The sequence below is a fragment of the Paenibacillus endophyticus genome, from assembly GCF_014192395.1.
Lineage (GTDB): Bacteria > Bacillota > Bacilli > Paenibacillales > Paenibacillaceae > Pristimantibacillus > Pristimantibacillus endophyticus.
This window is the reverse complement of record NZ_JACHXW010000003.1, coordinates 181,088-201,374: the sequence shown is the minus strand read 5'-3', so window position 1 is coordinate 201,374 and position 20,287 is coordinate 181,088. Positions and strand designations below refer to the sequence as shown.

At 48.9% G+C, this 20,287-nt stretch carries 24 protein-coding genes and 2 riboswitches; of the genes, 15 read left to right on the top strand and 9 right to left on the bottom strand.

The genetic code is table 11. The annotated features are described in order from the left end of the window. Positions 1–72: 72 nt before the first annotated feature. Positions 73–975: a J domain-containing protein gene (locus tag FHS16_RS06450; RefSeq protein ID WP_183560093.1), complete on the bottom strand. Its 903-nt coding sequence runs from the start codon at positions 973–975 to the stop codon at positions 73–75. A 287-nt stretch (positions 976–1,262) separates the two neighbouring features. On the opposite strand from FHS16_RS06450, the gene FHS16_RS06445 reads away from it, so the two are divergent. From FHS16_RS06445 to FHS16_RS06415, 7 genes are all read left to right on the top strand, one after another. Then, the gene (locus FHS16_RS06445; RefSeq protein ID WP_183560091.1) at positions 1,263–2,366 is read left to right on the top strand and encodes a rhamnogalacturonan acetylesterase; all 1,104 of its coding nucleotides are present in this window, start codon (positions 1,263–1,265) and stop codon (positions 2,364–2,366) included. Between the two features lie 393 nt (positions 2,367–2,759). Further along, positions 2,760–3,281 (top strand): hypothetical protein, encoded by a 522-nt coding sequence (locus FHS16_RS06440; protein WP_183560089.1) that lies wholly within the window; start codon positions 2,760–2,762, stop codon positions 3,279–3,281. A gap of 143 nt (positions 3,282–3,424) precedes the next feature. Then, a riboswitch (PreQ1 riboswitch) is annotated at positions 3,425–3,468 on the top strand. 147 nt (positions 3,469–3,615) lie between these two features. Further along, positions 3,616–4,281, top strand: a complete 666-nt coding sequence (gene queC / locus FHS16_RS06435; protein WP_183560087.1) for a 7-cyano-7-deazaguanine synthase QueC — start codon at positions 3,616–3,618, stop codon at positions 4,279–4,281. Next, the gene (queD, locus tag FHS16_RS06430) at positions 4,281–4,733 is read left to right on the top strand and encodes a 6-carboxytetrahydropterin synthase QueD (protein WP_183560520.1); all 453 of its coding nucleotides are present in this window, start codon (positions 4,281–4,283) and stop codon (positions 4,731–4,733) included. The genes queC and queD overlap by 1 nt, the downstream gene beginning before the upstream one ends. Then, positions 4,717–5,451: a 7-carboxy-7-deazaguanine synthase QueE gene (gene queE, locus FHS16_RS06425; RefSeq protein WP_246431631.1), complete on the top strand. Its 735-nt coding sequence runs from the start codon at positions 4,717–4,719 to the stop codon at positions 5,449–5,451. Before queD ends, queE begins: the two co-directional genes overlap by 17 nt. Positions 5,452–5,479: 28 nt before the next feature. Further along, the gene (queF, locus tag FHS16_RS06420; protein ID WP_183560516.1) at positions 5,480–5,977 is read left to right on the top strand and encodes a preQ(1) synthase; all 498 of its coding nucleotides are present in this window, start codon (positions 5,480–5,482) and stop codon (positions 5,975–5,977) included. A 124-nt stretch (positions 5,978–6,101) separates the two neighbouring features. Further along, on the top strand, positions 6,102–6,413 hold the full coding sequence (locus FHS16_RS06415) for a hypothetical protein (protein ID WP_183560085.1): 312 nt from the start codon (positions 6,102–6,104) through the stop codon (positions 6,411–6,413). A gap of 40 nt (positions 6,414–6,453) precedes the next feature. Here FHS16_RS06415 and thiD read toward each other — a convergent pair whose 3' ends face one another. After that, complete coding sequence (thiD, locus tag FHS16_RS06410) at positions 6,454–7,278, bottom strand: bifunctional hydroxymethylpyrimidine kinase/phosphomethylpyrimidine kinase (protein ID WP_183560083.1); 825 nt, start codon at positions 7,276–7,278, stop codon at positions 6,454–6,456. Between the two features lie 126 nt (positions 7,279–7,404). Further along, a riboswitch (TPP riboswitch) is annotated at positions 7,405–7,507 on the bottom strand. An 87-nt stretch (positions 7,508–7,594) separates the two neighbouring features. Here thiD and FHS16_RS06405 point away from each other — a divergent pair. After that, the gene (locus FHS16_RS06405; RefSeq protein WP_183560081.1) at positions 7,595–8,152 is read left to right on the top strand and encodes an SLOG family protein; all 558 of its coding nucleotides are present in this window, start codon (positions 7,595–7,597) and stop codon (positions 8,150–8,152) included. Between the two features lie 109 nt (positions 8,153–8,261). Next, on the top strand, positions 8,262–9,644 hold the full coding sequence (locus tag FHS16_RS06400) for a hypothetical protein (RefSeq protein ID WP_183560079.1): 1,383 nt from the start codon (positions 8,262–8,264) through the stop codon (positions 9,642–9,644). A 240-nt stretch (positions 9,645–9,884) separates the two neighbouring features. On the opposite strand, the gene FHS16_RS06395 is transcribed toward FHS16_RS06400, so the two are convergent. Then, positions 9,885–11,276, bottom strand: coding sequence for an MFS transporter (locus FHS16_RS06395; protein ID WP_183560077.1), 1,392 nt, complete (start codon positions 11,274–11,276; stop codon positions 9,885–9,887). Between the two features lie 126 nt (positions 11,277–11,402). Here FHS16_RS06395 and FHS16_RS06390 point away from each other — a divergent pair, with 126 nt between their 5' ends. Next, the gene (locus FHS16_RS06390) at positions 11,403–11,708 is read left to right on the top strand and encodes an ArsR/SmtB family transcription factor (protein WP_183560075.1); all 306 of its coding nucleotides are present in this window, start codon (positions 11,403–11,405) and stop codon (positions 11,706–11,708) included. Positions 11,709–11,786: 78 nt separating this feature from the next. Beyond that, entirely contained in the window at positions 11,787–13,355 is a 1,569-nt protein-coding gene (locus FHS16_RS06385; RefSeq protein WP_183560072.1) for a sensor domain-containing diguanylate cyclase, read from the top strand. A 45-nt stretch (positions 13,356–13,400) separates the two neighbouring features. On the opposite strand, the gene FHS16_RS06380 is transcribed toward FHS16_RS06385, so the two are convergent. Next, positions 13,401–14,069, bottom strand: a complete 669-nt coding sequence (locus FHS16_RS06380; protein ID WP_183560070.1) for a class I SAM-dependent methyltransferase — start codon at positions 14,067–14,069, stop codon at positions 13,401–13,403. A gap of 170 nt (positions 14,070–14,239) precedes the next feature. Here FHS16_RS06380 and FHS16_RS06375 point away from each other — a divergent pair, with 170 nt between their 5' ends. Both FHS16_RS06375 and brfA read left to right on the top strand, forming a co-directional pair. Then, entirely contained in the window at positions 14,240–14,815 is a 576-nt protein-coding gene (locus FHS16_RS06375) for a GNAT family N-acetyltransferase (RefSeq protein ID WP_183560068.1), read from the top strand. 112 nt (positions 14,816–14,927) lie between these two features. After that, complete coding sequence (brfA, locus tag FHS16_RS06370; RefSeq protein ID WP_183560067.1) at positions 14,928–15,161, top strand: ribosome rescue factor BrfA; 234 nt, start codon at positions 14,928–14,930, stop codon at positions 15,159–15,161. Positions 15,162–15,305: 144 nt separating this feature from the next. Here brfA and FHS16_RS06365 read toward each other — a convergent pair whose 3' ends face one another. The 5 genes from FHS16_RS06365 to FHS16_RS06345 all read right to left on the bottom strand — a co-directional run bounded on the left by FHS16_RS06365 (position 15,306) and on the right by FHS16_RS06345 (position 19,046). Continuing rightward, positions 15,306–15,710 (bottom strand): DUF350 domain-containing protein, encoded by a 405-nt coding sequence (locus tag FHS16_RS06365; RefSeq protein WP_183560064.1) that lies wholly within the window; start codon positions 15,708–15,710, stop codon positions 15,306–15,308. A gap of 193 nt (positions 15,711–15,903) precedes the next feature. Next, on the bottom strand, positions 15,904–17,217 hold the full coding sequence (locus tag FHS16_RS06360; RefSeq protein ID WP_183560062.1) for a glutathionylspermidine synthase family protein: 1,314 nt from the start codon (positions 17,215–17,217) through the stop codon (positions 15,904–15,906). 3 nt (positions 17,218–17,220) lie between these two features. Next, complete coding sequence (locus FHS16_RS06355; protein ID WP_312890785.1) at positions 17,221–17,538, bottom strand: hypothetical protein; 318 nt, start codon at positions 17,536–17,538, stop codon at positions 17,221–17,223. Beyond that, positions 17,539–18,021 carry a hypothetical protein gene (locus FHS16_RS31640; protein WP_246431630.1) on the bottom strand — a complete coding sequence of 161 codons (483 nt, stop codon included), beginning with the start codon at positions 18,019–18,021 and terminating at the stop codon, positions 17,539–17,541. It lies immediately after the preceding gene. Beyond that, on the bottom strand, positions 18,018–19,046 hold the full coding sequence (locus FHS16_RS06345) for a potassium channel family protein (RefSeq protein ID WP_183560060.1): 1,029 nt from the start codon (positions 19,044–19,046) through the stop codon (positions 18,018–18,020). Before FHS16_RS06345 ends, FHS16_RS31640 begins: the two co-directional genes overlap by 4 nt. Before the next feature lie 265 nt (positions 19,047–19,311). Here FHS16_RS06345 and FHS16_RS06340 point away from each other — a divergent pair, with 265 nt between their 5' ends. Next, positions 19,312–19,713 (top strand): YhjD family protein, encoded by a 402-nt coding sequence (locus tag FHS16_RS06340; RefSeq protein ID WP_183560057.1) that lies wholly within the window; start codon positions 19,312–19,314, stop codon positions 19,711–19,713. A gap of 135 nt (positions 19,714–19,848) precedes the next feature. Continuing rightward, the gene (locus tag FHS16_RS06335) at positions 19,849–20,238 is read left to right on the top strand and encodes a cupredoxin domain-containing protein (protein ID WP_183560055.1); all 390 of its coding nucleotides are present in this window, start codon (positions 19,849–19,851) and stop codon (positions 20,236–20,238) included. The last annotated feature ends 49 nt before the right edge of the window (positions 20,239–20,287 follow it).

The following is a 20,287-nucleotide window of genomic DNA, read 5'->3' as shown; positions in this document are numbered from 1 at the left end:
AATAAAAACAGTCCGATGCATACCCCATCAAGTCAATGGTTGAAGCATTCGAACTGTCGTTGTTAACCGCAGCTATTTAATCGTAGCCAAATATTTTTTAATAAACGCTTTCGCTTTGTCCGGGTTTTTACTATCAGGGCGTATGCCGATAATCATGCTCTCTTTGTACAGCGGAACTTGGTCTACCAGCGCGCTGCTGCTCAGGTCAATACCGTAAACATGCGCTTCGGTATCCTCCTCGGTCTTCAGCTTTTTGGCAATTCCGTCTCTCATCAACGGTTTGAAGTCGCCGTTCACATCGTCATCGAGGCTCATGAGCACGCCTTGCGTGCCTACCCACTCGAATATGCCTTTATCCATAATGTAAACATCCGGATGCTCAGTAGCTAGCACAAGCACGGCTTTCTGCATGTAAGCGTACTGCGCTTGCTCGTCCGATGGCACGAGAGTAACGGTCGATACGAATCTTTTCCATTCGGGAAACGCTGTCAAAAGTGCGTTCTCAATCGGTTCTTCCTTCGGGGCATCCTCTTTCAGCATGTAATTGCCCATGAATGAAACAGATAAATCGATCGGCGGCAAGTTGGCGAGCCGCTCTTGCTCTTCGCGATAGTTCATAAAGCTGATGACCCCGTAAATAATAAGTGCAACTGCTGCGATGGCACCGAACGTATGGAATTTGTAATAACGCCAAAAATGATCCATCTTCTGAGCCTGTCCGGCCATCTTCTTGTATTTTCCATACTCTTGCTCGTTGAAAGCGTCTGTCAGCTTACGGTCTTCATACTCCAGAATAAGCCGATATGCCTGCGTAATCTTTGCAAAAGAATCTTCCGTGCCTTCTGCGTTGTCCTTGTGCTGCTGCGTCCTCGACCTTGCTTGGCGCATAAGCGTCGTATAACGCTTCTCCACTTCCTCCTTGGCCGCAAGCTCTGGCAGCCCCATTGTTTCGTAGGCTTGTTTCAACTCGTCCACCTGTGTCACCTCAATTAGTAAGTAGCTCCTATATGATTCCTATCTATTAGTATACGGAATTCCGCGGGTAACGCAAATTTTGACGGATATAGACGGTCAATTGTCATCCGTGGCATTTTCGATGCCATTTGCGGCCGTAGAGCGATGGGTGTTAAGCAGATCACATTGCAGCTGATGATCCGGTAAATTTCATCTGAATTTTGAACAAAATAACGGTTTTGTTTGTATGCTGTCCGTGCTGGTTTTGATATTCTTATACTAGAATAACCGATTAGGATGGTGTATGCATGACACTTTTGTATTCATTTGACTTTGGGATCGGCAGCGCGCCAGCTTCCCCTCACATTCAAATATGGCCAACGACGGCATACAGCGAGATTTCAGGCTATGGCTTCGAATCATGCGAGCGCGTGAGCTCGCGAAACCGCGATGAGCAGAACCGACTGCGGGGTGCCTTTTGCATTCCGCTGGAGGCCGTGTTCCGAGTAGATTTGCCGAATGGGCTATACACCGTAACTGCGACGATCGGCGATGCGATTGCGCCGACCTCTACGACGCTGAAATATGGGACTAGCCGCATGGTTCTGAACAAGGCGGTTACAGCAGCGGGCGCCTATGCAGTCCACAGCTTTACCGTAAAAGTAACGGACGGTTCTCTTCGTCTCGCGTTTTCAGGAGTCGCGCCGCGGATCAATGCACTGCAAATTCAAGAAGCGCGCCAGGCGACAACGATTTATTTGGCAGGGGATTCGACCGTGACCGATCAGGACACTTTTCCTTACGCTGGCTGGGGGCAAATGCTGCCGCTTTATTTCAAAACGGACGTAGCGATCGACAATCATGCCATTTCAGGCCGCAGCTCAAAAAGCTTTATTAACGAGGGGCGCCTAGCCGCGATTCTGGAACAGCTGAAGGCTGGCGATTATTTGTGGATTCAATTCGGCCACAATGACGAGAAGTCGGATGAGGAGCGGGCAACGGAGCCTTTCGGAAGCTATAAGGAAATGCTCGCCGTATACGTGGAGGAGACGCGGGCCAGAGATGCCATTCCCGTCCTCATTACGCCCATGCATCGCCGCAAGTTCGACGATCAAGGCCGCATTATCGATACCCACGGCGATTATTTGCTTGGCATGAAGGAGCTGGCCGCTGAGCTGGATGTACCGCTCATTGATTTGGCCGAGAAGAGCAAGGCGCTATATGAGCTGCTCGGTGATGAGCCGTCGAAAGCGTTGTTTATGTGGGCGTATCCCGGCGAATTTATCGATTTCCCGGATGGAGCGCAGGATGATACCCATTTCCAGGAGCTTGGAGCTATCCAAATTGCCGGATTGGTGGCGGAAGGTGTACGCGAGCTTGGCTTGTCGCCGCTTCAGTTGTATTTAAAATAGCAATTGCAAAGGGCTATGGTTCATATATCGAGCCAAACGGGGACATTCGACTGGAATGTCCCCTTTTTGTACGGCTATCCTAAAAGATTATATTAAAATTCAGAGATGCTCTCCATCTCATAGAGGTAATCCATTTGTTTTCTTATAGGATCCAGATTCATGCCATTCAGATATAAACCCAGCATGCACAGCCCAAGATCAATGGAGGTTGCAAACCGCCACCCGTTATCTCTTGTCCGTCTCTTACAATTCGTGTACGGATGCCCTCTTCGCATAAGGCTCTAGCAGCTCAGAAGTGTAAGGATGCGTGGTCGCTAGGCTGCAGGCTCGATTCTGCCATTGAAATGAACTACAATAGCATAGAATCTATTGCAGTTGAAAAGAGGAAATGAGATGTTTGATCCAACCGTATTCGAAAACCTGAAGGTAGCCTTTGAGAATCAGCTCTACGATCTGGATACGCTGGATCGCAAGATAGATATCATAAACCGGATTGATCGCATGGAGATGGCGATTATGTCGCGTGAGTTCGCGCTTCAATTCAGACAGGCCGGCCGCTCTGCTGTAACAGCTGAGGTGCAGCTCACTGCGTCGCTGAAAGACCTGGCAGCCGAAATTTTGGAGTGGAAGGGGGAGACCCCTTCCTGCTCGCTGCGCTTGCGCTTTGCGATGAAGCTTCATCATGTCGACGAGCAATGTAAACAGATCGAGCAGATGATGCAGCGCATTTGGGAGCCGGACACGCCTGCCACGCAAACGATTAGCTATATATACGGCGAACCTAATCCGATATATAGCAATGTGATTGAGCTTGCATTCAGCCGCCAAATCAATGAGGAGCAAATGGACGATATTGAAGGGCTGATTAAGCATATGCTTCAAACGCTAGCGAAGCTGGAGGAGCTTTCCCCATAAGCATGCCTATGCCGTACGGGCTTTTGCTTGTTTTTCCCAGTAAAATAATGACTGTATTCAGAGCGCAGCTGCTGTGCTATAGTACAGGAGAATAATGAACTGAAGAAGAAACGCCGGAGCTGTGCCCGACGAAATACGGGCTGCCGGGAGAGGTTCGCGAACTCCCTCTATAAAAAACTATGCAAAACGATTGTCCCGTCAGGTGACATCGTCGTTTTTGCGTTCGGCGCGAAGCGGGTTTCTACCGCTTCGCGCCGTTTCTTTGGTTTTTTAGCTAGCAATGAAGGAATTCAGGCGATCTCGGATCTTCTCAAACCAGAGAGGGAGATACAGCATGAAAAAAGAAAAGGCGGTTGTCGTGTTCAGCGGCGGCCAAGACAGCACCACTTGCTTGTTCTGGGCAATGGAGCGTTTCTCTGAAGTAGAGGCAGTCACGTTCAATTACGGGCAGCGGCATAAACTAGAGCTGGATTGCGCTGCGGATATTGCCAAGGAGCTCCATATTAAGCATCATATTCTCGATATGTCCCTGCTTAACCAATTGGCTCCAAACGCCCTGACCAGGGATGATATTGCCATTGAGCAAAAGGAAGGGGAGCTCCCGACCACCTTTGTCGACGGTCGCAATATGCTGTTCCTGACCTTTGCGGCAGTGCTTGCCAAGCAGCTTGGCGCCAAGCATATCGTAACAGGCGTTTGTGAAACGGATTTCAGCGGGTACCCGGATTGCCGGGACATATTCATCAAATCGCTCAATGTGACGTTGAATCTGTCGATGGACTATCCGTTTGTCATCGATACACCGCTGATGTGGCTGAATAAGGCACAGACATGGGAGCTGGCAGACAGACTAGGAGCGTTTGAGTTCGTACGCAAACGGACGTTGACCTGCTATAACGGCATCATAGCCGATGGCTGCGGACATTGCCCAGCATGCGAGCTTCGCAGGAAAGGGCTCGACGATTATTTGCTCAAGCGCATACAAGGGGCGAAGCGATGATGATGCAGCAGGTATATCCAGCGGCACGCCACGACTATTGCTATGAGCTGAACAAGGATTTTCATTTTGCGGCTGCCCATTATGTGCCGGCGGAGGAAGCAGGCAAATGCCAGCAGCTGCACGGGCATACCTATTATGTGAATGTAACGGTTGCGGGTGATGAGCTCGACTCGGCCGGTTTTTTAGTTAATTTTGCGATTATTAAGCAGCTCATTCATAATCGGTTCGATCATACGCTGCTCAACGATGATAAAGAAAGCTTCAACGATGCGGCAGCTGATTATTTTCCGACGACGGAGGTTGTAGCGCGAACGATACATGAAATCGTGCAGCGGCATCTGGATGGTACGTCGAACAAGCCGCAATGCGTTCAGGTTTATCTCCGGGAAACGCCGACGAGCTATTGCATATTCCGTCCCAAGAGGAAGGCGGATCATGATGAAGGAAGCTAAGCGTATTCCGGTTCTGGAAGTATTTGGGCCGACGGTGCAAGGGGAAGGCATGGTCATCGGCCGTAAAACGATGTTTGTACGCACGGCAGGCTGTGATTATAGCTGCTCATGGTGCGACTCTGCCTTCACTTGGGACGGCAGCGCGAAGGCAGATATCCGAATGCTGACGGCTTATGAAATTATAGAGCAATTGAAAGAGCTCGGCGGCAATGCTTTTGAGCATGTCACGATTTCCGGAGGAAATCCCGCGCTGCTCCCGCAGCTGGGTGAATTGATCGATTCGCTTCATAACGAGGAAATTAGCGTAGCACTCGAAACGCAGGGGAGCCGCTGGCAGAACTGGTTTTGGTCGGTTGACGAGCTGACGCTGTCCCCGAAGCCTCCAAGCTCGGGCATGCTTACGAATTGGTCGGTGTTAGACGATATCGTGGCAAAGCTAATCGCAGGCAAATCAAGCTTTTGCTTGAAAACGGTCATCTTTGACCAAGCGGATCTCGAATATGCTACATTTGTCCATTTGCGCTATCCGAATGTTCCGTTTTATTTGCAGGCGGGCAATGGACAGCTCAAGGAAACGGAGCCTGAGCGCATGCTCCCCTACTTGGTGGAGCGTTATGAATGGCTGATTGGACAGGTGATGCCGAATCCGGAGCTAAAGCGGGTTCATGTGCTCCCGCAGCTGCATACCTGGGTATGGGGAAACAAGAAGGGTGTTTAATACGAAACGAAGCGAGGCTGAAATGAGCATGGATGGAAGAAGCAAGGAAGAACTCAGCGGCGTGACGCTGCTTGGGAATCAAGGAACACAGTACGTATTTGAGTATAAGCCTGATATATTGGAGGCATTCGACAACAAGCATCCGAATCGCGATTATTTCGTGAAGTTCAACTGTCCGGAATTCACCAGCCTTTGTCCGATGACAGGGCAGCCCGATTTTGCAACGATATATATATCCTATATTCCAGATGTGAGAATGGTAGAGAGCAAATCGCTGAAGCTGTACCTGTTCAGCTTCCGCAACCACGGAGATTTTCACGAGGATTGCATGAATATCATCATGAATGATTTAATCGCTCTGATGAACCCGCGTTATATCGAGGTGTGGGGTAAATTCACGCCGCGCGGCGGCATTTCTATCGATCCTTATTGCAATTGGGGTCAGCCGGGCACCAAATTCGAGCAGATGGCGGAACATAGGCTTATGAATCATGATTTATATCCGGAGAAGGTAGATAACCGATAAGCAGACTTAGAGGCGATAAGCTGCTTGGAACGTTAGCCCGCCTAAAGTCTAGTATGCAGTCATGCCTGAAGTCCATTCCATTTGTTTTCTATTCCCCTATACTTAGTCCTAGGAATGAAAAAGAATGGGTGAGGAAATGAGTGGACATTCCGTTATACGGAACGCGATATGCATGTCAGTACTGATCTTTACCATTGCGGCTGCATTATCAAGCTATGGCGTGGTGCCTGAGCGCGTTCATGCTTCAGAAGAGGCTGAGCGTGCAACATATAAACAGCTGGAAAGCACAATGGAATCTGTAATTGGACAGCTTTATGATCCCAGTGCTGCAACTGGCAGCGCAGCAGACGACTACAAGCAGCTTGCTGGTCCTGCGATTCAATTAGGAGCTGGTCCTGAACCGCTTAGCAGGCCAAGCAGCAGTCCATTCGATTAAGCCAACGGGTGTCTCATCGAGACACCCGTTTTTCATGCCGTTATTTCGTTATACAATCTGCTTCATCTTGTTTGCGCCGATATGCAAAGTGGTTCGTCGGGCCGTGTCCGCCGCCGAACCCTAGCTGATCCTCAATGGCCGCTTGTATGAACGCTTTGGCGGTTCGGATCGCCTCTGGCACCGATCTGCCTTGCGCTAGCTCTGCAGTTATCGCTGCGGAGAACGTGCAGCCCGTACCATGCGTATGGCGGGTGTCAATGCGTTTGCTTTCCAGATACATATAACGTTCGCCGTCATAGAGAAGATCGACCATTCGTTCATTTGGAGCAGCGTGACCGCCCTTGATGACGACGTTACGGGAGCCCATTTGGTAGATCGTTCGGGCAGCCTCTTCTCGGTCGCTAAGCGTCCGAATCGGCATTTTGGCGAGCAGCTCGGCCTCAGGTATATTTGGCGTCGTTACGAGCGCAAGCGGAAGCAGCTGTTTGATGAGTGTTCGCACGGCCTCTTGCTGGAGCAGGGCAGATCCGCCTTTGGCTACCATTACGGGGTCAATGATTAGATTTTGCCAGTCATATTGCTTGATCTTGGCAGCTACGATCTCAATGATCTCACTGCTGAACAGCATGCCTGTTTTGAGTGCGGCAGGCGTTAAATCCTCGCCAATGGAATCGAGCTGCTTCTCAATGGCCGCAGCTTCCAGGGGGTATACGCCTTGCACGCCAAGCGTATTTTGGGCCGTAATGGCGGTAATGACAGACATCCCGTAGGCGCCGAGCTCTTGAAAGGTTTTTAGATCGGCTTGAATGCCTGCTCCGCCGCCGCTGTCTGATCCGGCGATCGTCAACGCTTTGTACCGTGTCATGAACTCATCTCCCATGTATCTCAATTAGCCAAAGCATTCTCAGCTTAATAAAACAATAAAGACCCGCTGATTCCCAAAAGGAAATGAGCGGGTCTAACGTTCAACATGGCCTCTCGCACATGCATGAATGCGTCTGCTCCACTTCCCTCCGCTGGAATAATCCAGATCAGGTTCCGAGGGTCCGGAGCAGATGCTCCATCTCAGCCGTAAGGCTCCCCTAGTGAAAGATTCAGGTCAATATTCGGTTTGTTTTTTTTCTACTATAGCATACACTTGAGAGATGTAAACCATAATTATCCGAAAAGGCGTTGAATCGATGAAAAATTTACTCGTTACAGGCTACCGCGCCCACGAGCTCAACATTTTCAACCAAAAGCATGAGGGCATCGTTTTTATCAAGAAAGCGCTGATGGGCAAGCTTGTACCGCTTATAGAGGATGGGCTGGAATGGGTCATCACGCCGGGACAGTACGGCGTGGACTTGTGGGCATGCGAGGTCGTGATCGCGCTAAAGGAGCTCTATCCGAATTTGCGTCTGTCTATTATTTCGGCCTATAGCAACCCAGAAGAGAAGTGGAAGGACGATAAAAAAGAGTTTTACCATGAGGTATTAAAAGGCGTTGATTATTACGCTTCCGTCAGCAACCAGCCCTATAATGGCATATGGCAGTTCACGGCAAGAGACGAGCTGCTCTTTCGCAAGACGGATGGCATTCTGCTTGTGTACGATGAGGATGCAGGCGAAGGAAGCCCGAAGTTTTTCAAACAAAGAGCGTTGAAAAAGCAGCAAGCAGAGGGGTATGGGTATATCAGCATAAGCTCGGAGGATATTCAGAGCATAGCCGATGACAACAACCTCTATTCGGATTATTAACCATACGTAAATATATGTTGACACTCTTGTTTTTCTGTTGGTATACTATGTGACATTACATATTCCCGATTAATTTTATCGGAATTACAACCACGTGGAGGTCATATTCATGAGAATTGCACAACCTAAGTACACGAAGCTGCTGGCAACATTCCTTTTATCCTCTTCACTGCTGTTCACGCAAGCGACCGCATTCGCGGCATCTCCAGCGGTAACCGCATCGGCAACGGCTACTGTCGCAGCGCAAGCGCAAGCGGATGGAGCCGCACAGTATAAGCAATTTTTGAATGAGAAATTCGATGTGAGCCTGAGCGGAACGATTACAAAAGGCGAGTTCATCACAGCGGTTGCTAGCATTCTTGGCTATGAGCCATCCGGCAAGGAAGCCGTGTTCTCGGACGTAAAGTCTGACAGCGAGCTGTATGCGCCTGCAGCTGCACTGTTTGAGAATGGTATTCTGTCCGGACCGGCAATCCAAGGCGAGCAGGTGCTTACAAATTCTGTCGCAGTTGCTATTGCGGTAAGAGCTGCGGGCTTGAAGGAGCTTGCTTATACGTATCCGGCTGCAAAAGTGGATAAAGCGCTCGCGAAGCTAAACGTAAAAAGCAGCGCACTAGGCACCAAAGGAGCACAAGAAACAGCGGCAGCTGTTGATGCGGGATTGCTGACACCTGATTTGTTCGCGGGCTTTAAGCCAAAAAGCGCAGCAAGCGAGCAGTTCATCAATACGCTTCTTGGCAAAGTCCTCATTACGAAAGGCCTTTACAAGAAATATCTCGGCTACGTGAATGACGGCGATATTTATGCGAAGCTAAGCGACGCGTACAATACTTCCGACATCATTAACGCACCGAAGCTGCAAAATGTAGTAAACACAGCATTGAAGCAGGATCTGATTACGGGCTACAACATTAAGGATTCCCGTTTCGACGCCAACTTCATTGATTCGTTATCGCTGATTTACGGACATTCTGATTTCAACCATGCCATCCAGCTGATTGGGCTGCTGCGCAGCGAAGGGCTGAACGCGAAGGTGCAATTCGAGCCTAAGACATCTGCTTTTATTTTCTTGGCAGAATGGGGCACGCCTGGGCCGAACGTAGTACAAATCGAGAACGGCAACTACATTAACTATGACAAAGAATACGATCTTGCTTTCGAGTTTGCTTCTGCGGCTGACAAAGCTAAATTCAATGACGTGATTCTGAAATATGCCAAAAAAGACAAAGACGGCCAAGAAGGCCTCATTGCCTCATCTTGGTGGCAGCCGCTGTACTACTCGCAAACCGAGCTGAACGATTATGAAATTATTACGAATAACTTTATTACCGATCCGGATAGCCCGTATACGGTTAACCCATTCTCGTTGAATGAAAATTCGGCAGCGGTAGTTGCTGGCTTCAAAGCGATTGATCCGAAGGTCGTTATTACGCCGACGCAGTTCTGGGTAGACAAACCATTCTTCAGATATTTGAATGGCGAATCCTCCTAATATAGCAGTCGCTAAACGGAAGCTGTCCCGTTAGGGTAAACGAGAGTGGGTCAATCCCATGAAAATTCAAATAACCTTCAACTCCACGTTAATAGTGGGGCTGAAGGTTATTTTTTTAATCCCATCGCTTGTAAAAGGAGGAGTTGGTAATTCCAAAATGTCTTCAGGGACAAGGCTTTGCTTTAAGATTTGGATCTCAGTTGAACAATGTGTTTCGGTTCATTTCAACGATGGCGCTGCTTATCGACGTTTAGGCTGAGCCTGTTGCTTGGCTGAGAAATAGTACAGCCAGGATGCACCGATGGCCAAAACGGCTATGATGCCCATTCCCCAGAAAATGTTGGAGAAGGCCTGATGCAGCGGCAGCTCGCTCTGGGCTGACAAGACGATTCCGCTTATCGCTACGCTAAAAGCACCGCTAATAAATTGAGTAAGCTGAAACAAGCCCATGCCAGCTCCAACATGCTCCCCTGGTAGTATTCGGGACAACTCATTCGAAACACCGGAGTTTAAGGCGGAGAAGCCAATACTCATGATCATGTAAATCACCATAATGGCGTAAATTGAATAATCCGCGAACAAGGCAAAGGATACGGCTGCTACCAATAAGGGCAGTGGAGCGATTCGCAGCAGCACGCTGTTCCCGTAACGGTCGATGATCTTACCGACGCGACCAGACGAGAGCATCGCGAAGAGTGCACCGGGGAATATGATAAGTCCAGCTTGGCCGGGCGTGAGCTTGAACAGATGGATAAGCACTTGCGGCAGCAGAAAGAGCGTTGCAAAGTTGTTAATATAAGAGATGATGCCAAGTGAAATGAGACGGATATACTTTTTGTTGCGGAATAGAGTAGGCTGTACAAATGGATTCGCAGCTCGGTTGATCCTTATCCAGAATAAAATGAGCGCAGCAACACCGCCAATTAATGCGATGAGAAAATGGTTGGTAATGTACAGCAGCACGCCTGTTGAGCCAATGCCTACGAATACCGCGCCCCATACGTCGAAGGAGCCTTTAACGGAGGCCTCTTCTGGAAGCAGGCGATGAAATACCGGTATAAGCAGCAGTGATATGCCGGTAACGATGAACAGGTCATTCCAGCCTAAATATTGCGTGACGGCGCCGCCAATGACGGGACCGAGTCCGAAACCAAGCGAAGCGGCCGAAGTAATAAGCGCCATCGATTTCCCGCGTCTTGCGAGCGGAATGAATCTTGTAATAAGCACGATGGTTAAGCTGAGCACGGAGCCGGCGCCTGAAGCCTGCAGCAGCCTTGCAACGAGCAGCAGTACATAATGATGGCTGAAAAAGCCGAGCACGGATGCACCGCCCATCGCGAGCAGCCCGATCGTGAGCAGCAGACGAATCGGGACGAAGTCGGACAGCCTGCTGAATGTAATGGAAGAGATGGCGAATATGATGGAATAACCCGTAATAATCCATGAAGCGGCTGAAGACGAAAGCATGAAGTCAGCAGTAACCTGGGGCAGCGCCAAATTGAACATCATCGTGTTCATGATGACGATGATAACCGTTAAGCCGAGCAACGGAATAACGAGACTGTCTTTGAATAGGGGGCGTTCTTCGCCGGCTGGTATAGGTGAAGCGGCAACTGCAGTTGTGTTTCTCATATGACCTCCAAGATGAGCGATCTCTCGATTTGAATTTTTATTGTACGATAATTATCGTACGATGAAAATATAGCATGAGTTGTGTTATAATGCAATGAATGAATAACGGGACAGGAGTGAGAAAGCGTGAAAATCTTATTTCATCCGAATCGAGAGGATATCGAGCTGACTTCCGTATTATACGCGCTAAGCGATCCCATTCGGCTTCAGCTTGTCTTATCCATTAAAAAAAACGGCGAGCAGCCTTGCGGTCATTTTGAATTTCCAGTCGTCAAATCGACGATGACGCACCATATTCGCACCTTGCGGGAGGCAGGCGTGCTGCATGTACGCAAACAGGGAACGCAGCATTTCCTGACGCTGCGCGCGGACGACTTAAGCATGCGGTTTCCCGGTCTGCTTGAAGCCATACTTCATGCCGGAGAGCTGTAAGCGCATAATTTCTGTTTATTTTCTCAGCCAATTGCGATAGAATAAGGCAGTACTATTGCAACGAGAGAAGGAACAACATTGGGTACGCGCAAGGGCTTGAAGCTACGATCTGTACTAATGCTGCTAGTTATAGGCTCCATTCTTTTAACCGCCGCATTCGGCGGTTATTTTGCATGGAAGATGAATAAGACTTCTTTGACGAATGGTTATTTGGAGAGCAATTATCAGTATGCCAAAAAACTGGCGTCCAATACGAATGAATTGCTGCGAATTATGCGAACGAATATTGACGGTATTTCACAAATCGCAACGAAGCTCTCTATTTCGCAAAATTCGCAAAAGGAGCTGGATATCTGGTACGAAGCGAGCGAGCATTATTTCAATGCCATTCTCATCGTGAATAAAGACAGGGTAGTCACAGCTGCCAGCACTCAAAACGAAGGGAAATTTGTCGGCACGAAATTAACCTCATTGGCATCGTTTGAAGCCGTTCAGCAGCAGGCTCCGCTTATTTCCCAGCCTTACTTAGGATCGGCATCCAAACGGCTGCTTGTCATGATTTCTTCTCCTATTTTTAATGAACGGGACGAATATGTAGGCTTTGTGGCTGGAACGGTGTTTTTGAATGATGATAATGCGCTTAATAAATCGCTTAGCGAGCATTTTTACGGAAACGGTTCGTATGTGTACGTGGCTGATAAGAACGGCCATCTCATATTCCATCCGGATAAATCGAGAATGAATGAAATGATCTTAACAAATGATGCTATAAATAAAGCGATATCGGGAAGAAGCGGCGCGCAGCAAATCGTGAATTCCCAAAACAAAAGCTATTTTGCGGGATATGCTTACGAGCCTTTGACGGGATGGGCCATTATTGCGCAAACGCCTGCTTCGATCATCGACGAGCCGCTCAAACGGTTGATATGGAGACTTGTTTTTCAATCACTGCCCGTTTTTATTGTGATTTTATTGATTGCGTGGTATGTCTCCTATATGTTGTCCAAGCCGCTGTTTGAATTGGCAGCATTCTCGGAGGAAGCGATTCTATCGCCGAAAGCAAGCAGTCAGCGCATGCCGCGGATTAACTCTTATATCTACGAGGTAAGGCAGCTCAACCGCAGTATAAACAATCATTTCAATCTGCTGAATAAAGAAATTCGCTTGGATGGGCTTACGGGCCTTGCGAATAGGAAAACATTCGATCTAACCATAGCTGAATGGCTTGCTGAGGGCGTTCCGTTTGTGCTCATCCTGCTCGATATCGATCACTTCAAAGCGATCAATGATCGATATGGGCATCTGATCGGCGATGAAGTTCTAACCTATACGGCGTCCCTGATCAAGCGTTTCTCGCGCAGCCATGATTTATGCTTCCGCTACGGAGGCGAGGAGTTCGGCATATTGGTAAGAGGCGGAACGGTTGCGGTTGCGACGCAAATGGCGGAGCGGCTGCGGGAAGGAATCGGTGCCGAGGCAAGCCCGACAGGCAGCTCCGTCTTCGTATCGATCGGCATATCGCACTCGGATGGGCAAGCCGCGGAAGCCAAAGCCATTATTGAAATGGCGGATAAGGCGCTTTATATGTCCAAAGAAACGGGAAGAAACCGTACGACGGTTTATGAGCATAAGCAAGCAGGACAGTGAAGCAACATGACTGTCCTGCTTTTATTTATGCTTTATCGCACAGAGCTATGGCTTGGTAAGAAGGGCTCTGAAGCAATATAATTTTCCCCATATTTCGGAATGAAGGGCATCCGCTTGCGGCGCCAGGTCGAATGCATTCGCAAACGATAGTCCGGCTGCCTCTACTGAACGCTTCAGATGTTCCAAATTGACGGTGGGATAATCGAATGTCAATGCTACTTTGCCGCCCGGCTTCACCGTTCTTGCAAATTCCTTCAAGCTGAGCTCCTGATCGACGGGGCTTAAATGCTCAAGCACGGATACGCAAAATATGATGTCGAAAAAATCGCGCTCATATGGCAAAGCGGTAATGCTGGCTTGCGAATAGCTGACCTTGGACCAGCCTTGGTGCTCGTGAATCAGCTTTAGCGCTTCAGCTCCGACATCCTGGATGATCTCCTCTGATATCGTATTCCAGGATGTAATCCGGGCATCGTAGTCGCAGGCATAGGTTTCTTTGCAATGGCCGCCCAGAAAAAATTTAAGCGGGTGGGAGATTCCGCAGGCTGCATCGAGCACGGTCGCTCCCGGCGAAGCTAGGGCCCTGCACCATTCGTATTCGTACGGTCGGCTCCACCAGGTTGGCGGAAGCGGGTAAATAAATGAATTCGATGTCGGATCGTTTGCGCTGAAGAAACGGGCTTCCTTCAACAGGCTTTCGTCAGTGGCAGACATGGCGTTTCTCCTTCCGAGGGGGAATTTTGTGATTGAGTTTTATGATCGCTGCTCATCAAAGTAGCTTATGACCGAGTAGGCGGATTCAGTATCTTTCTGATTTGTTTTATGGTATGTTTGCGGATCAAGCAATGACGGTGTATACGGATGATTGGAGAGGGGATAGCCATATGGCAGCAATGTTTTCATTTGACGCCTTTCCTCGATTGGAAACGGATCGGTTTATATTGCGCAAGACGGAGGAGCGGGATATAGCCGACCTTTATGAGCTGTATTCGGATCCTGAGGTGGTGAAATATACGCCGCTGCATCCGCTCATCGATCTCGACGAAGCGAGGCAAGAGATGAATTGGCATCTCGAGATTTTTGAGCAGCAGGTGGGCATCCGTTGGGTGATCGAAGACAAAGCTTCGGAGAAAATAATCGGAACATGCGGCTTTCTTCATTATGTGAAGGAGTACGCGCGAACCGAGCTCGGCTATGATCTCGCTCCGGCATACTGGCGCTGCGGCATTATGAGTGAAGTTGCAGTGCCGATTATCGCATTTGGCTTTAACCGCATGCATCTGCATTGCATAGAGGCGAAGGTGGATGCGGCTAATGCAGCTTCCATCGGCTTGCTTGCGAAGCTCGGCTTTAAGCCTGCCAGCGAGCTGAAGGAATATGAGTTCGAGAAGGGTCAATACATAGAGCTGCTTCATTTTTCAATGCTTCGCAAGGAATACAGGCAGCTGCGTTTTTTATAATCCCTTTCGTAATTGAAGCTTGCCGAGTATAATAGAGGGAAGGAACGGAGCTTACCGCTCCCTGTCTAACCCACACATCAAATTCAGACCAACCTTTAGGAGGATGACCAAAATGTCCATGAGCAAGGCCAAAAAAGCAAGGCAGAAGCTGGCGCAGCAAGGGCGAATGATGCCTGATGCACTGCGAGGCAGCTGGCAGGGGATCAATCCCGCTGGCAGACGCACCCCTACGCTGCAGGAGAAGCAAGCTAAACTAAATAAGAAGCATCGAAGGAATCACGCGAGCTACAGCGATGGTTCCTTTTTCATGTATAAGAGGCTGCAGCGACGGTGCGAAGCTGGTTAACTTTTGAGGTGGTAATCAAGAAATACATACAGCTGGATCGGTTGAGAAGAGCAGGCTTAGTTAAAGCTGCACAATCGCTATACCAAAGAAGGGCAGCCTTCTACAGTCAAGCTGTTGGAGGGCTGCCCTTTTCGATCCATTAGGTTACATCAAGAATGTGCCGATGACAATGGAAACGCCGATGATGATGGAACGCAGAAGCTGGGCAACCGCCAGGTTGCCTTGCTCGATCTGCTCGCATACTTTGAAGCGCGGCGTGAGAAGATCGAAAATGATATACACGAGGCATAAAATAGCGATGCCGATTGCCGACCAAATGAGCATGGTCACCCAGGAATCCGAGCTGTAGGAGACCATGGCAACAATAATGCACAATCCCAGCAGCTTGCTCCCCATATACATGCCTGCGGCTTGATTGCCCTTTCTGATTTCCTCGCCATCGTTATAACGGGTCAATTTACTGAACACGAATGCGCCAACGCTCAAAATAACAAGCAGCAGAACGAGGCCGATTCCGACATTGCCGGCATTTTGCAAAAATTCATCCATTTTTTGATCCTCCTTAAAGTTTTGTGAAGCAAAACTCGCTTCGGAAGCATACGCTTAAGTTTTGTGAAGCAAAACTCGCTTCGGAAGCATACGCTTAAGTTTTGTGAAGCAAAACTCGCTTCGGAAGCATACGCTTAAGTTTTGTGAAGCAAAACTCGCTTCGGAAGCATACGCTTAAAATTTTGTGAAGCCTTTAATCGATTACGGCGGCGGGGCAGTAATAGGCCATGTCGCCTGTAATTTTGGAGCCGACTCGGGGCAGCAATCCGGCAAACTTCCCGCCAATGACATAGGCGCCTGTTAAGAGGCAGCCATGAAACGGACCGGCTTCCGTATGTACAAGCGTTTCTTCCATCGTGAAACGCTGCTGGTATATTTTTTGCTGCGCAAGGTAATAGCGCTTAATCTCCTCGGATTCTTCCTCATCCTCCTGCATGCCCCATTCCTCGGTTTCAAGCGTGCCATCTCCCGAATAGAGCGCCGTTCCTTTGCCTTCGCGCCCCCAGTAGCTTTTGGAGACATAGGGGATCTGCTCCTGCACAAACACGGTTTCCTCGAAATAGGTGGGAAGAAGGTACGTTTGAATGGCTGAAACCTCAGCTTCTTCAAATAGCGGATATCCAAGCACAGCTGTGGATTGCTCGTTTCTTTCATACAGCGCCCAAATGAGCGCCATAAAACCTTTGCTTTGCGTAATGATGCTTTGAGGCGGGTTGATCAGCGCCAGCCGTCCTTGCTCTACAAGCCTCATTAGCGCTTTCCCGACAGGAAGCCCCGTTTCCTCCTCGGTATCATGAATCAAATACTCAAGCGGATACAAGCGGTAGAGGATGTCGATGCGCTCGCCATTGCCGTATAAGCCGTCGCCTTCGATGATTGTAAGCTCGTCAAGCGGGACAAATATAACGGGATAACCGAGCTGGCGAATCGCCTGCATGACATATTCGGTATTGCATTTGTCCTCCACATGCCAGTCGTAGCAGGTGCAGGCAATCGTTCCGCCTAAGCCTTCGCTGCGGTAATGCGCGATCAGCTTGTCAAAGGCGGCAGCCAGAGCATCATTCATGCCTTCCGCAGCGGCTTGATGGGGGGTGTAACGGCTGATCATGGCTTTGGCAAGGTAAGCCGTTTCCGGTATGCCTGTCGGTGTATCGGTGTTATTCTCAATGCATTTCATGCCCTGCTTCGTGACGATCCAATCCTGCCTCGATACGCCATGCGTAGGTGTTTCCTTGCGTGCTGCCGAGATAAGAGAGGGATGAATGCCTAATTGCTGGGAGACAAAATCATCCGGCAAATGCTGCTGTACGAATCGCAACGCTTTCCAGTAGATTTGGTCGATTTGCTCCGATGCAGATTGAAGCTCCTTGTATTCGCTTTGCGTATAGCAGGTGACCGATGGCAGGCAATATTGCTTGCCGTACATGCGGTGATAGGGTATCCGCTGTGCAAGCTCGCCTTGAAACAGCTCATCATGGGTTAAGGCTAAAGGTAGGATTCGCTGCATGGATCAGCCTCCGCTGCCGCTCTTGATGCCTGAGCTGCCAAAGCCCTTTGAGGAGCTGGATTTGAAGCTGGATGACTTTTTGTAGGTTTTGCCGTTGACGATATAGGTACCGCCGCGGCTAGATCCATCATCATCGCAGTAGCCGTCGTTGTCGTTATCCACGCACACGCGCGAGCTCGATGAATTGCAGCCGCTCAGAGCTAGGGGGACGGTGAGCATCAAAGCGAAGGCGATGGCCTTCTGGCTTCTTGCTTTCAACGAAGAGGCAGGTTGCTCACCCATTGTGCGCACGCTGGCTGCAGATGTATTCTCCACGGACATTTACAGGTTCACTCCCTTCAAAAAAATGACGATTTTACTCCGATCCATATCGTAGATCGTATAAATGGTTTCATAGGTTCGCTGCTCGCTCACAATATAATGATCGAGAAGCAGCTGGGCAAATTCGAGCGGGACCGACGGAGTCGGAAGCGCCAAAGCGCACGGATTAAATCGGTAACCGTTCCAAAGCAAATATTCAGCTTCCATATAAGGGGATACAGCAACGTACTCATGCAAGGCGTTTCGGATGGCTTGCCCGTACAAGGCATCATCATGCTCGCTGTACGGCTTGGCATAAATCGAATGTCGCATGCCATCCTCGCATTCATTGGCCGTGTGCTCATACAGCGCATTCCGGAAAACGGTTGCATTCACGAGCTTGCGCACAAAAATATCATCGCGCGTGATAGCTGCATCCGTAATGGTTTTTACTACGCGCTGCTCATGCTCCGACCATTCCAGGTACGTCAGCGTGTTGTTCATTTGGATTGCCGCCTTTCTGTTCTTATCTTGTTGATTGTCTCCTCATTGCAGATGACGAACAAACGTGCAGCGGATGGGATCGGCTCGTCAAGCCGGCGGTTAATCGCCATGTCAGTACGGTCGGCAATGAGGGTTGCGCCTTTGCTCAGAAGTGCTTGAAAGGCATCACCGTACGTCCTCCAATTCGGATCAGCTGGAAGCTCGAAGACGTCCTCGCCGTACTTTCTGCTGAGCAGCTGCATGAATATGTCGACATTGCCTTCCTTTAAAGCCGATCGGACTGCAAGCCTGGAGACTGCATCATGCGATAAAATAAAATCATTTACTTGTACGTGGCGGAAATTGAGAATATGCTTCTCAAGCACGATTTCAACCGTTGTATGGACCGCCGGGGCGATCTGCTCGATACTGGAGGCTACCAGCAGCGATTTGCCGTCAATTAGCGAGCTGTCGTCAATGCGCGGGTCGGCAAATATGATCGCAGAGCGAGCGCTGTGGATGCCAGCTTGTTCAAGCACTTCAGCCGAGGTCGGATCGCCGCTGACAAAATGCACGCGCGGTCGGTCAAAGGGATGCTTATCGCTGTTATCGATAATGATAACGGCTAAATCCGCTTCCGAATCGAGCAAATCCTCGACGGCCAGCTGCGCCTTTTTGCTCCAATTGATGACGATAATGTGGCTCTGCCCTTGATATTTCAACTTTCCACCTTCTCTTCTTCGCTGAAGCTCAGCTAAGGAATCAATGATTTTTCCGATTAGTAAACTCAGCAGGCCGATTCCGAACACATATAGGAGCATAGCCAATATTTTGCCCGGTACGGTCTTCGGGAAATAATCGCCGTAGCCAACCGTAGCAACGGTCGTCATCACCCACCATAACGCATTGAACCAGTGCCCGAACGTGTTCGGCTCCAGCAGGTAGGCAATTGCAGAGCTTATGATTACTAGCAGCAGCGTAATAAAGACGACAAAGTAATGATTCAAACGAAGAAGCTTAACCGTAAGTTTCAAAAAAAGCTGCATCCCTGTCACCCTCATTCGAAATATGGCTTTAACCACCATACTACCTTTTCGGATGCTTTCCAATATGAAAACGATATGGATGGGCATAAATTTAACGACAGCGATGGAATTGAACTGCGGAGCAGCTTTTGGAAAGAACCGTTCACCCTAATAATAGAGCTGAACAGGCTTAAACGGTAATTTTTTACTATATCGAAATGGACTTGCATAAAATCGTTGCAGATCGCTATAATAAGAACAAATGTTCTTATTTGGAGGGGTTGTAATGGCCGCATATGAGGAAGTAAGCCGCGGCAAAGCCAAAACAGCAGCGCACCCGCCTATTCAGACAGAGGAAGAGCTTGAGCTTGTGAAGCGTTTTGTACTGCTTGGAATTGTGATGCGCATTTTGGATCATGATATACGAGTGATCGGCTCGTCCGCCATTAAGCTTCCGCGGTTCTACGAATCGATGATGCGGGGGATGCAGGATCGGGTATTGCTTGATCTTGCCGTGATTAAAAGGGAGTTTCGCCAAACGGGCATTAAGGTTTACGAGGAAAGGCGCCAGAAGGACGGCTTGCATGCCGAATATGTGTGCAGAGGCTACCATCACCGTTTTTTTATGCTGTGGGGGTTTGTCAAAGCGGAGTCCGAACGAGTGTTAAAACAGTATTTGTCCAGTTAATTTTGAATTTGTTCATTGTTTTGTCAAAATAACAAAAAAACTTTTCCTCTTTCTTTAGTTTAAGGTTGAGAACTTCGGACAATCTTATGTAATATAAGAGGTAGACATTATGATCGCAAAGGGGAGCACGTAGCAATGCACAAGTGGATTATGTTTACTTTATTTGCAGCGGCATCATTGCTGGGCTTATATTTGCTCACTTTCGCCCTGCCTGCTAAACCGGTTGACGAGTCTGCCTCGCTGCCAGAGGGCATGACTTTGCTCAAGGTAGTAGCATCCAACGATTTCGTATTTGACCAAGAAGAGTACAAAGTTAAGGTTGGAGACAAAGTTAGACTTAAGCTATCCAATAAGAGCGGTATTCATGGTATGCATATTGATGAGCTTAAAGTAGCTTTGGACAATGATCATCCTGAGACTGATTTGGAATTCACAGAGCCGGGTACGTATCGCATCTATTGCTCTATTCCATGCGGCCAAGGGCATACAACGATGGAAGCTAAGCTGATTGTAGAAGCGGCCTAACATGCCATTCACTGAAGCGCTGTGAAAATGCGAAAGGAGCCGAAAGGCT

Coding starts and splice junctions, on each gene's coding strand:
- FHS16_RS06445 (WP_183560091.1), top strand. CDS start 1,263: ATGACACTTTTGTATTCATTTGACTTTGGGATCGGCAGCGCGCCAGCT.
- FHS16_RS06440 (WP_183560089.1), top strand. CDS start 2,760: ATGTTTGATCCAACCGTATTCGAAAACCTGAAGGTAGCCTTTGAGAAT.
- queC (WP_183560087.1), top strand. CDS start 3,616: ATGAAAAAAGAAAAGGCGGTTGTCGTGTTCAGCGGCGGCCAAGACAGC.
- queD (WP_183560520.1), top strand. CDS start 4,281: ATGATGCAGCAGGTATATCCAGCGGCACGCCACGACTATTGCTATGAG.
- queE (WP_246431631.1), top strand. CDS start 4,717: ATGATGAAGGAAGCTAAGCGTATTCCGGTTCTGGAAGTATTTGGGCCG.
- queF (WP_183560516.1), top strand. CDS start 5,480: ATGGATGGAAGAAGCAAGGAAGAACTCAGCGGCGTGACGCTGCTTGGG.
- FHS16_RS06415 (WP_183560085.1), top strand. CDS start 6,102: ATGGGTGAGGAAATGAGTGGACATTCCGTTATACGGAACGCGATATGC.
- thiD (WP_183560083.1), bottom strand. CDS start 7,278: ATGACACGGTACAAAGCGTTGACGATCGCCGGATCAGACAGCGGCGGC.
- FHS16_RS06405 (WP_183560081.1), top strand. CDS start 7,595: ATGAAAAATTTACTCGTTACAGGCTACCGCGCCCACGAGCTCAACATT.
- FHS16_RS06400 (WP_183560079.1), top strand. CDS start 8,262: ATGAGAATTGCACAACCTAAGTACACGAAGCTGCTGGCAACATTCCTT.
- FHS16_RS06395 (WP_183560077.1), bottom strand. CDS start 11,276: ATGAGAAACACAACTGCAGTTGCCGCTTCACCTATACCAGCCGGCGAA.
- FHS16_RS06380 (WP_183560070.1), bottom strand. CDS start 14,069: ATGTCTGCCACTGACGAAAGCCTGTTGAAGGAAGCCCGTTTCTTCAGC.
- FHS16_RS06375 (WP_183560068.1), top strand. CDS start 14,240: ATGGCAGCAATGTTTTCATTTGACGCCTTTCCTCGATTGGAAACGGAT.
- brfA (WP_183560067.1), top strand. CDS start 14,928: ATGTCCATGAGCAAGGCCAAAAAAGCAAGGCAGAAGCTGGCGCAGCAA.
- FHS16_RS06365 (WP_183560064.1), bottom strand. CDS start 15,710: ATGGATGAATTTTTGCAAAATGCCGGCAATGTCGGAATCGGCCTCGTT.
- FHS16_RS06360 (WP_183560062.1), bottom strand. CDS start 17,217: ATGCAGCGAATCCTACCTTTAGCCTTAACCCATGATGAGCTGTTTCAA.
- FHS16_RS06355 (WP_312890785.1), bottom strand. CDS start 17,538: ATGTCCGTGGAGAATACATCTGCAGCCAGCGTGCGCACAATGGGTGAG.
- FHS16_RS31640 (WP_246431630.1), bottom strand. CDS start 18,021: ATGAACAACACGCTGACGTACCTGGAATGGTCGGAGCATGAGCAGCGC.
- FHS16_RS06345 (WP_183560060.1), bottom strand. CDS start 19,046: ATGCAGCTTTTTTTGAAACTTACGGTTAAGCTTCTTCGTTTGAATCAT.
- FHS16_RS06340 (WP_183560057.1), top strand. CDS start 19,312: ATGGCCGCATATGAGGAAGTAAGCCGCGGCAAAGCCAAAACAGCAGCG.
- FHS16_RS06335 (WP_183560055.1), top strand. CDS start 19,849: ATGCACAAGTGGATTATGTTTACTTTATTTGCAGCGGCATCATTGCTG.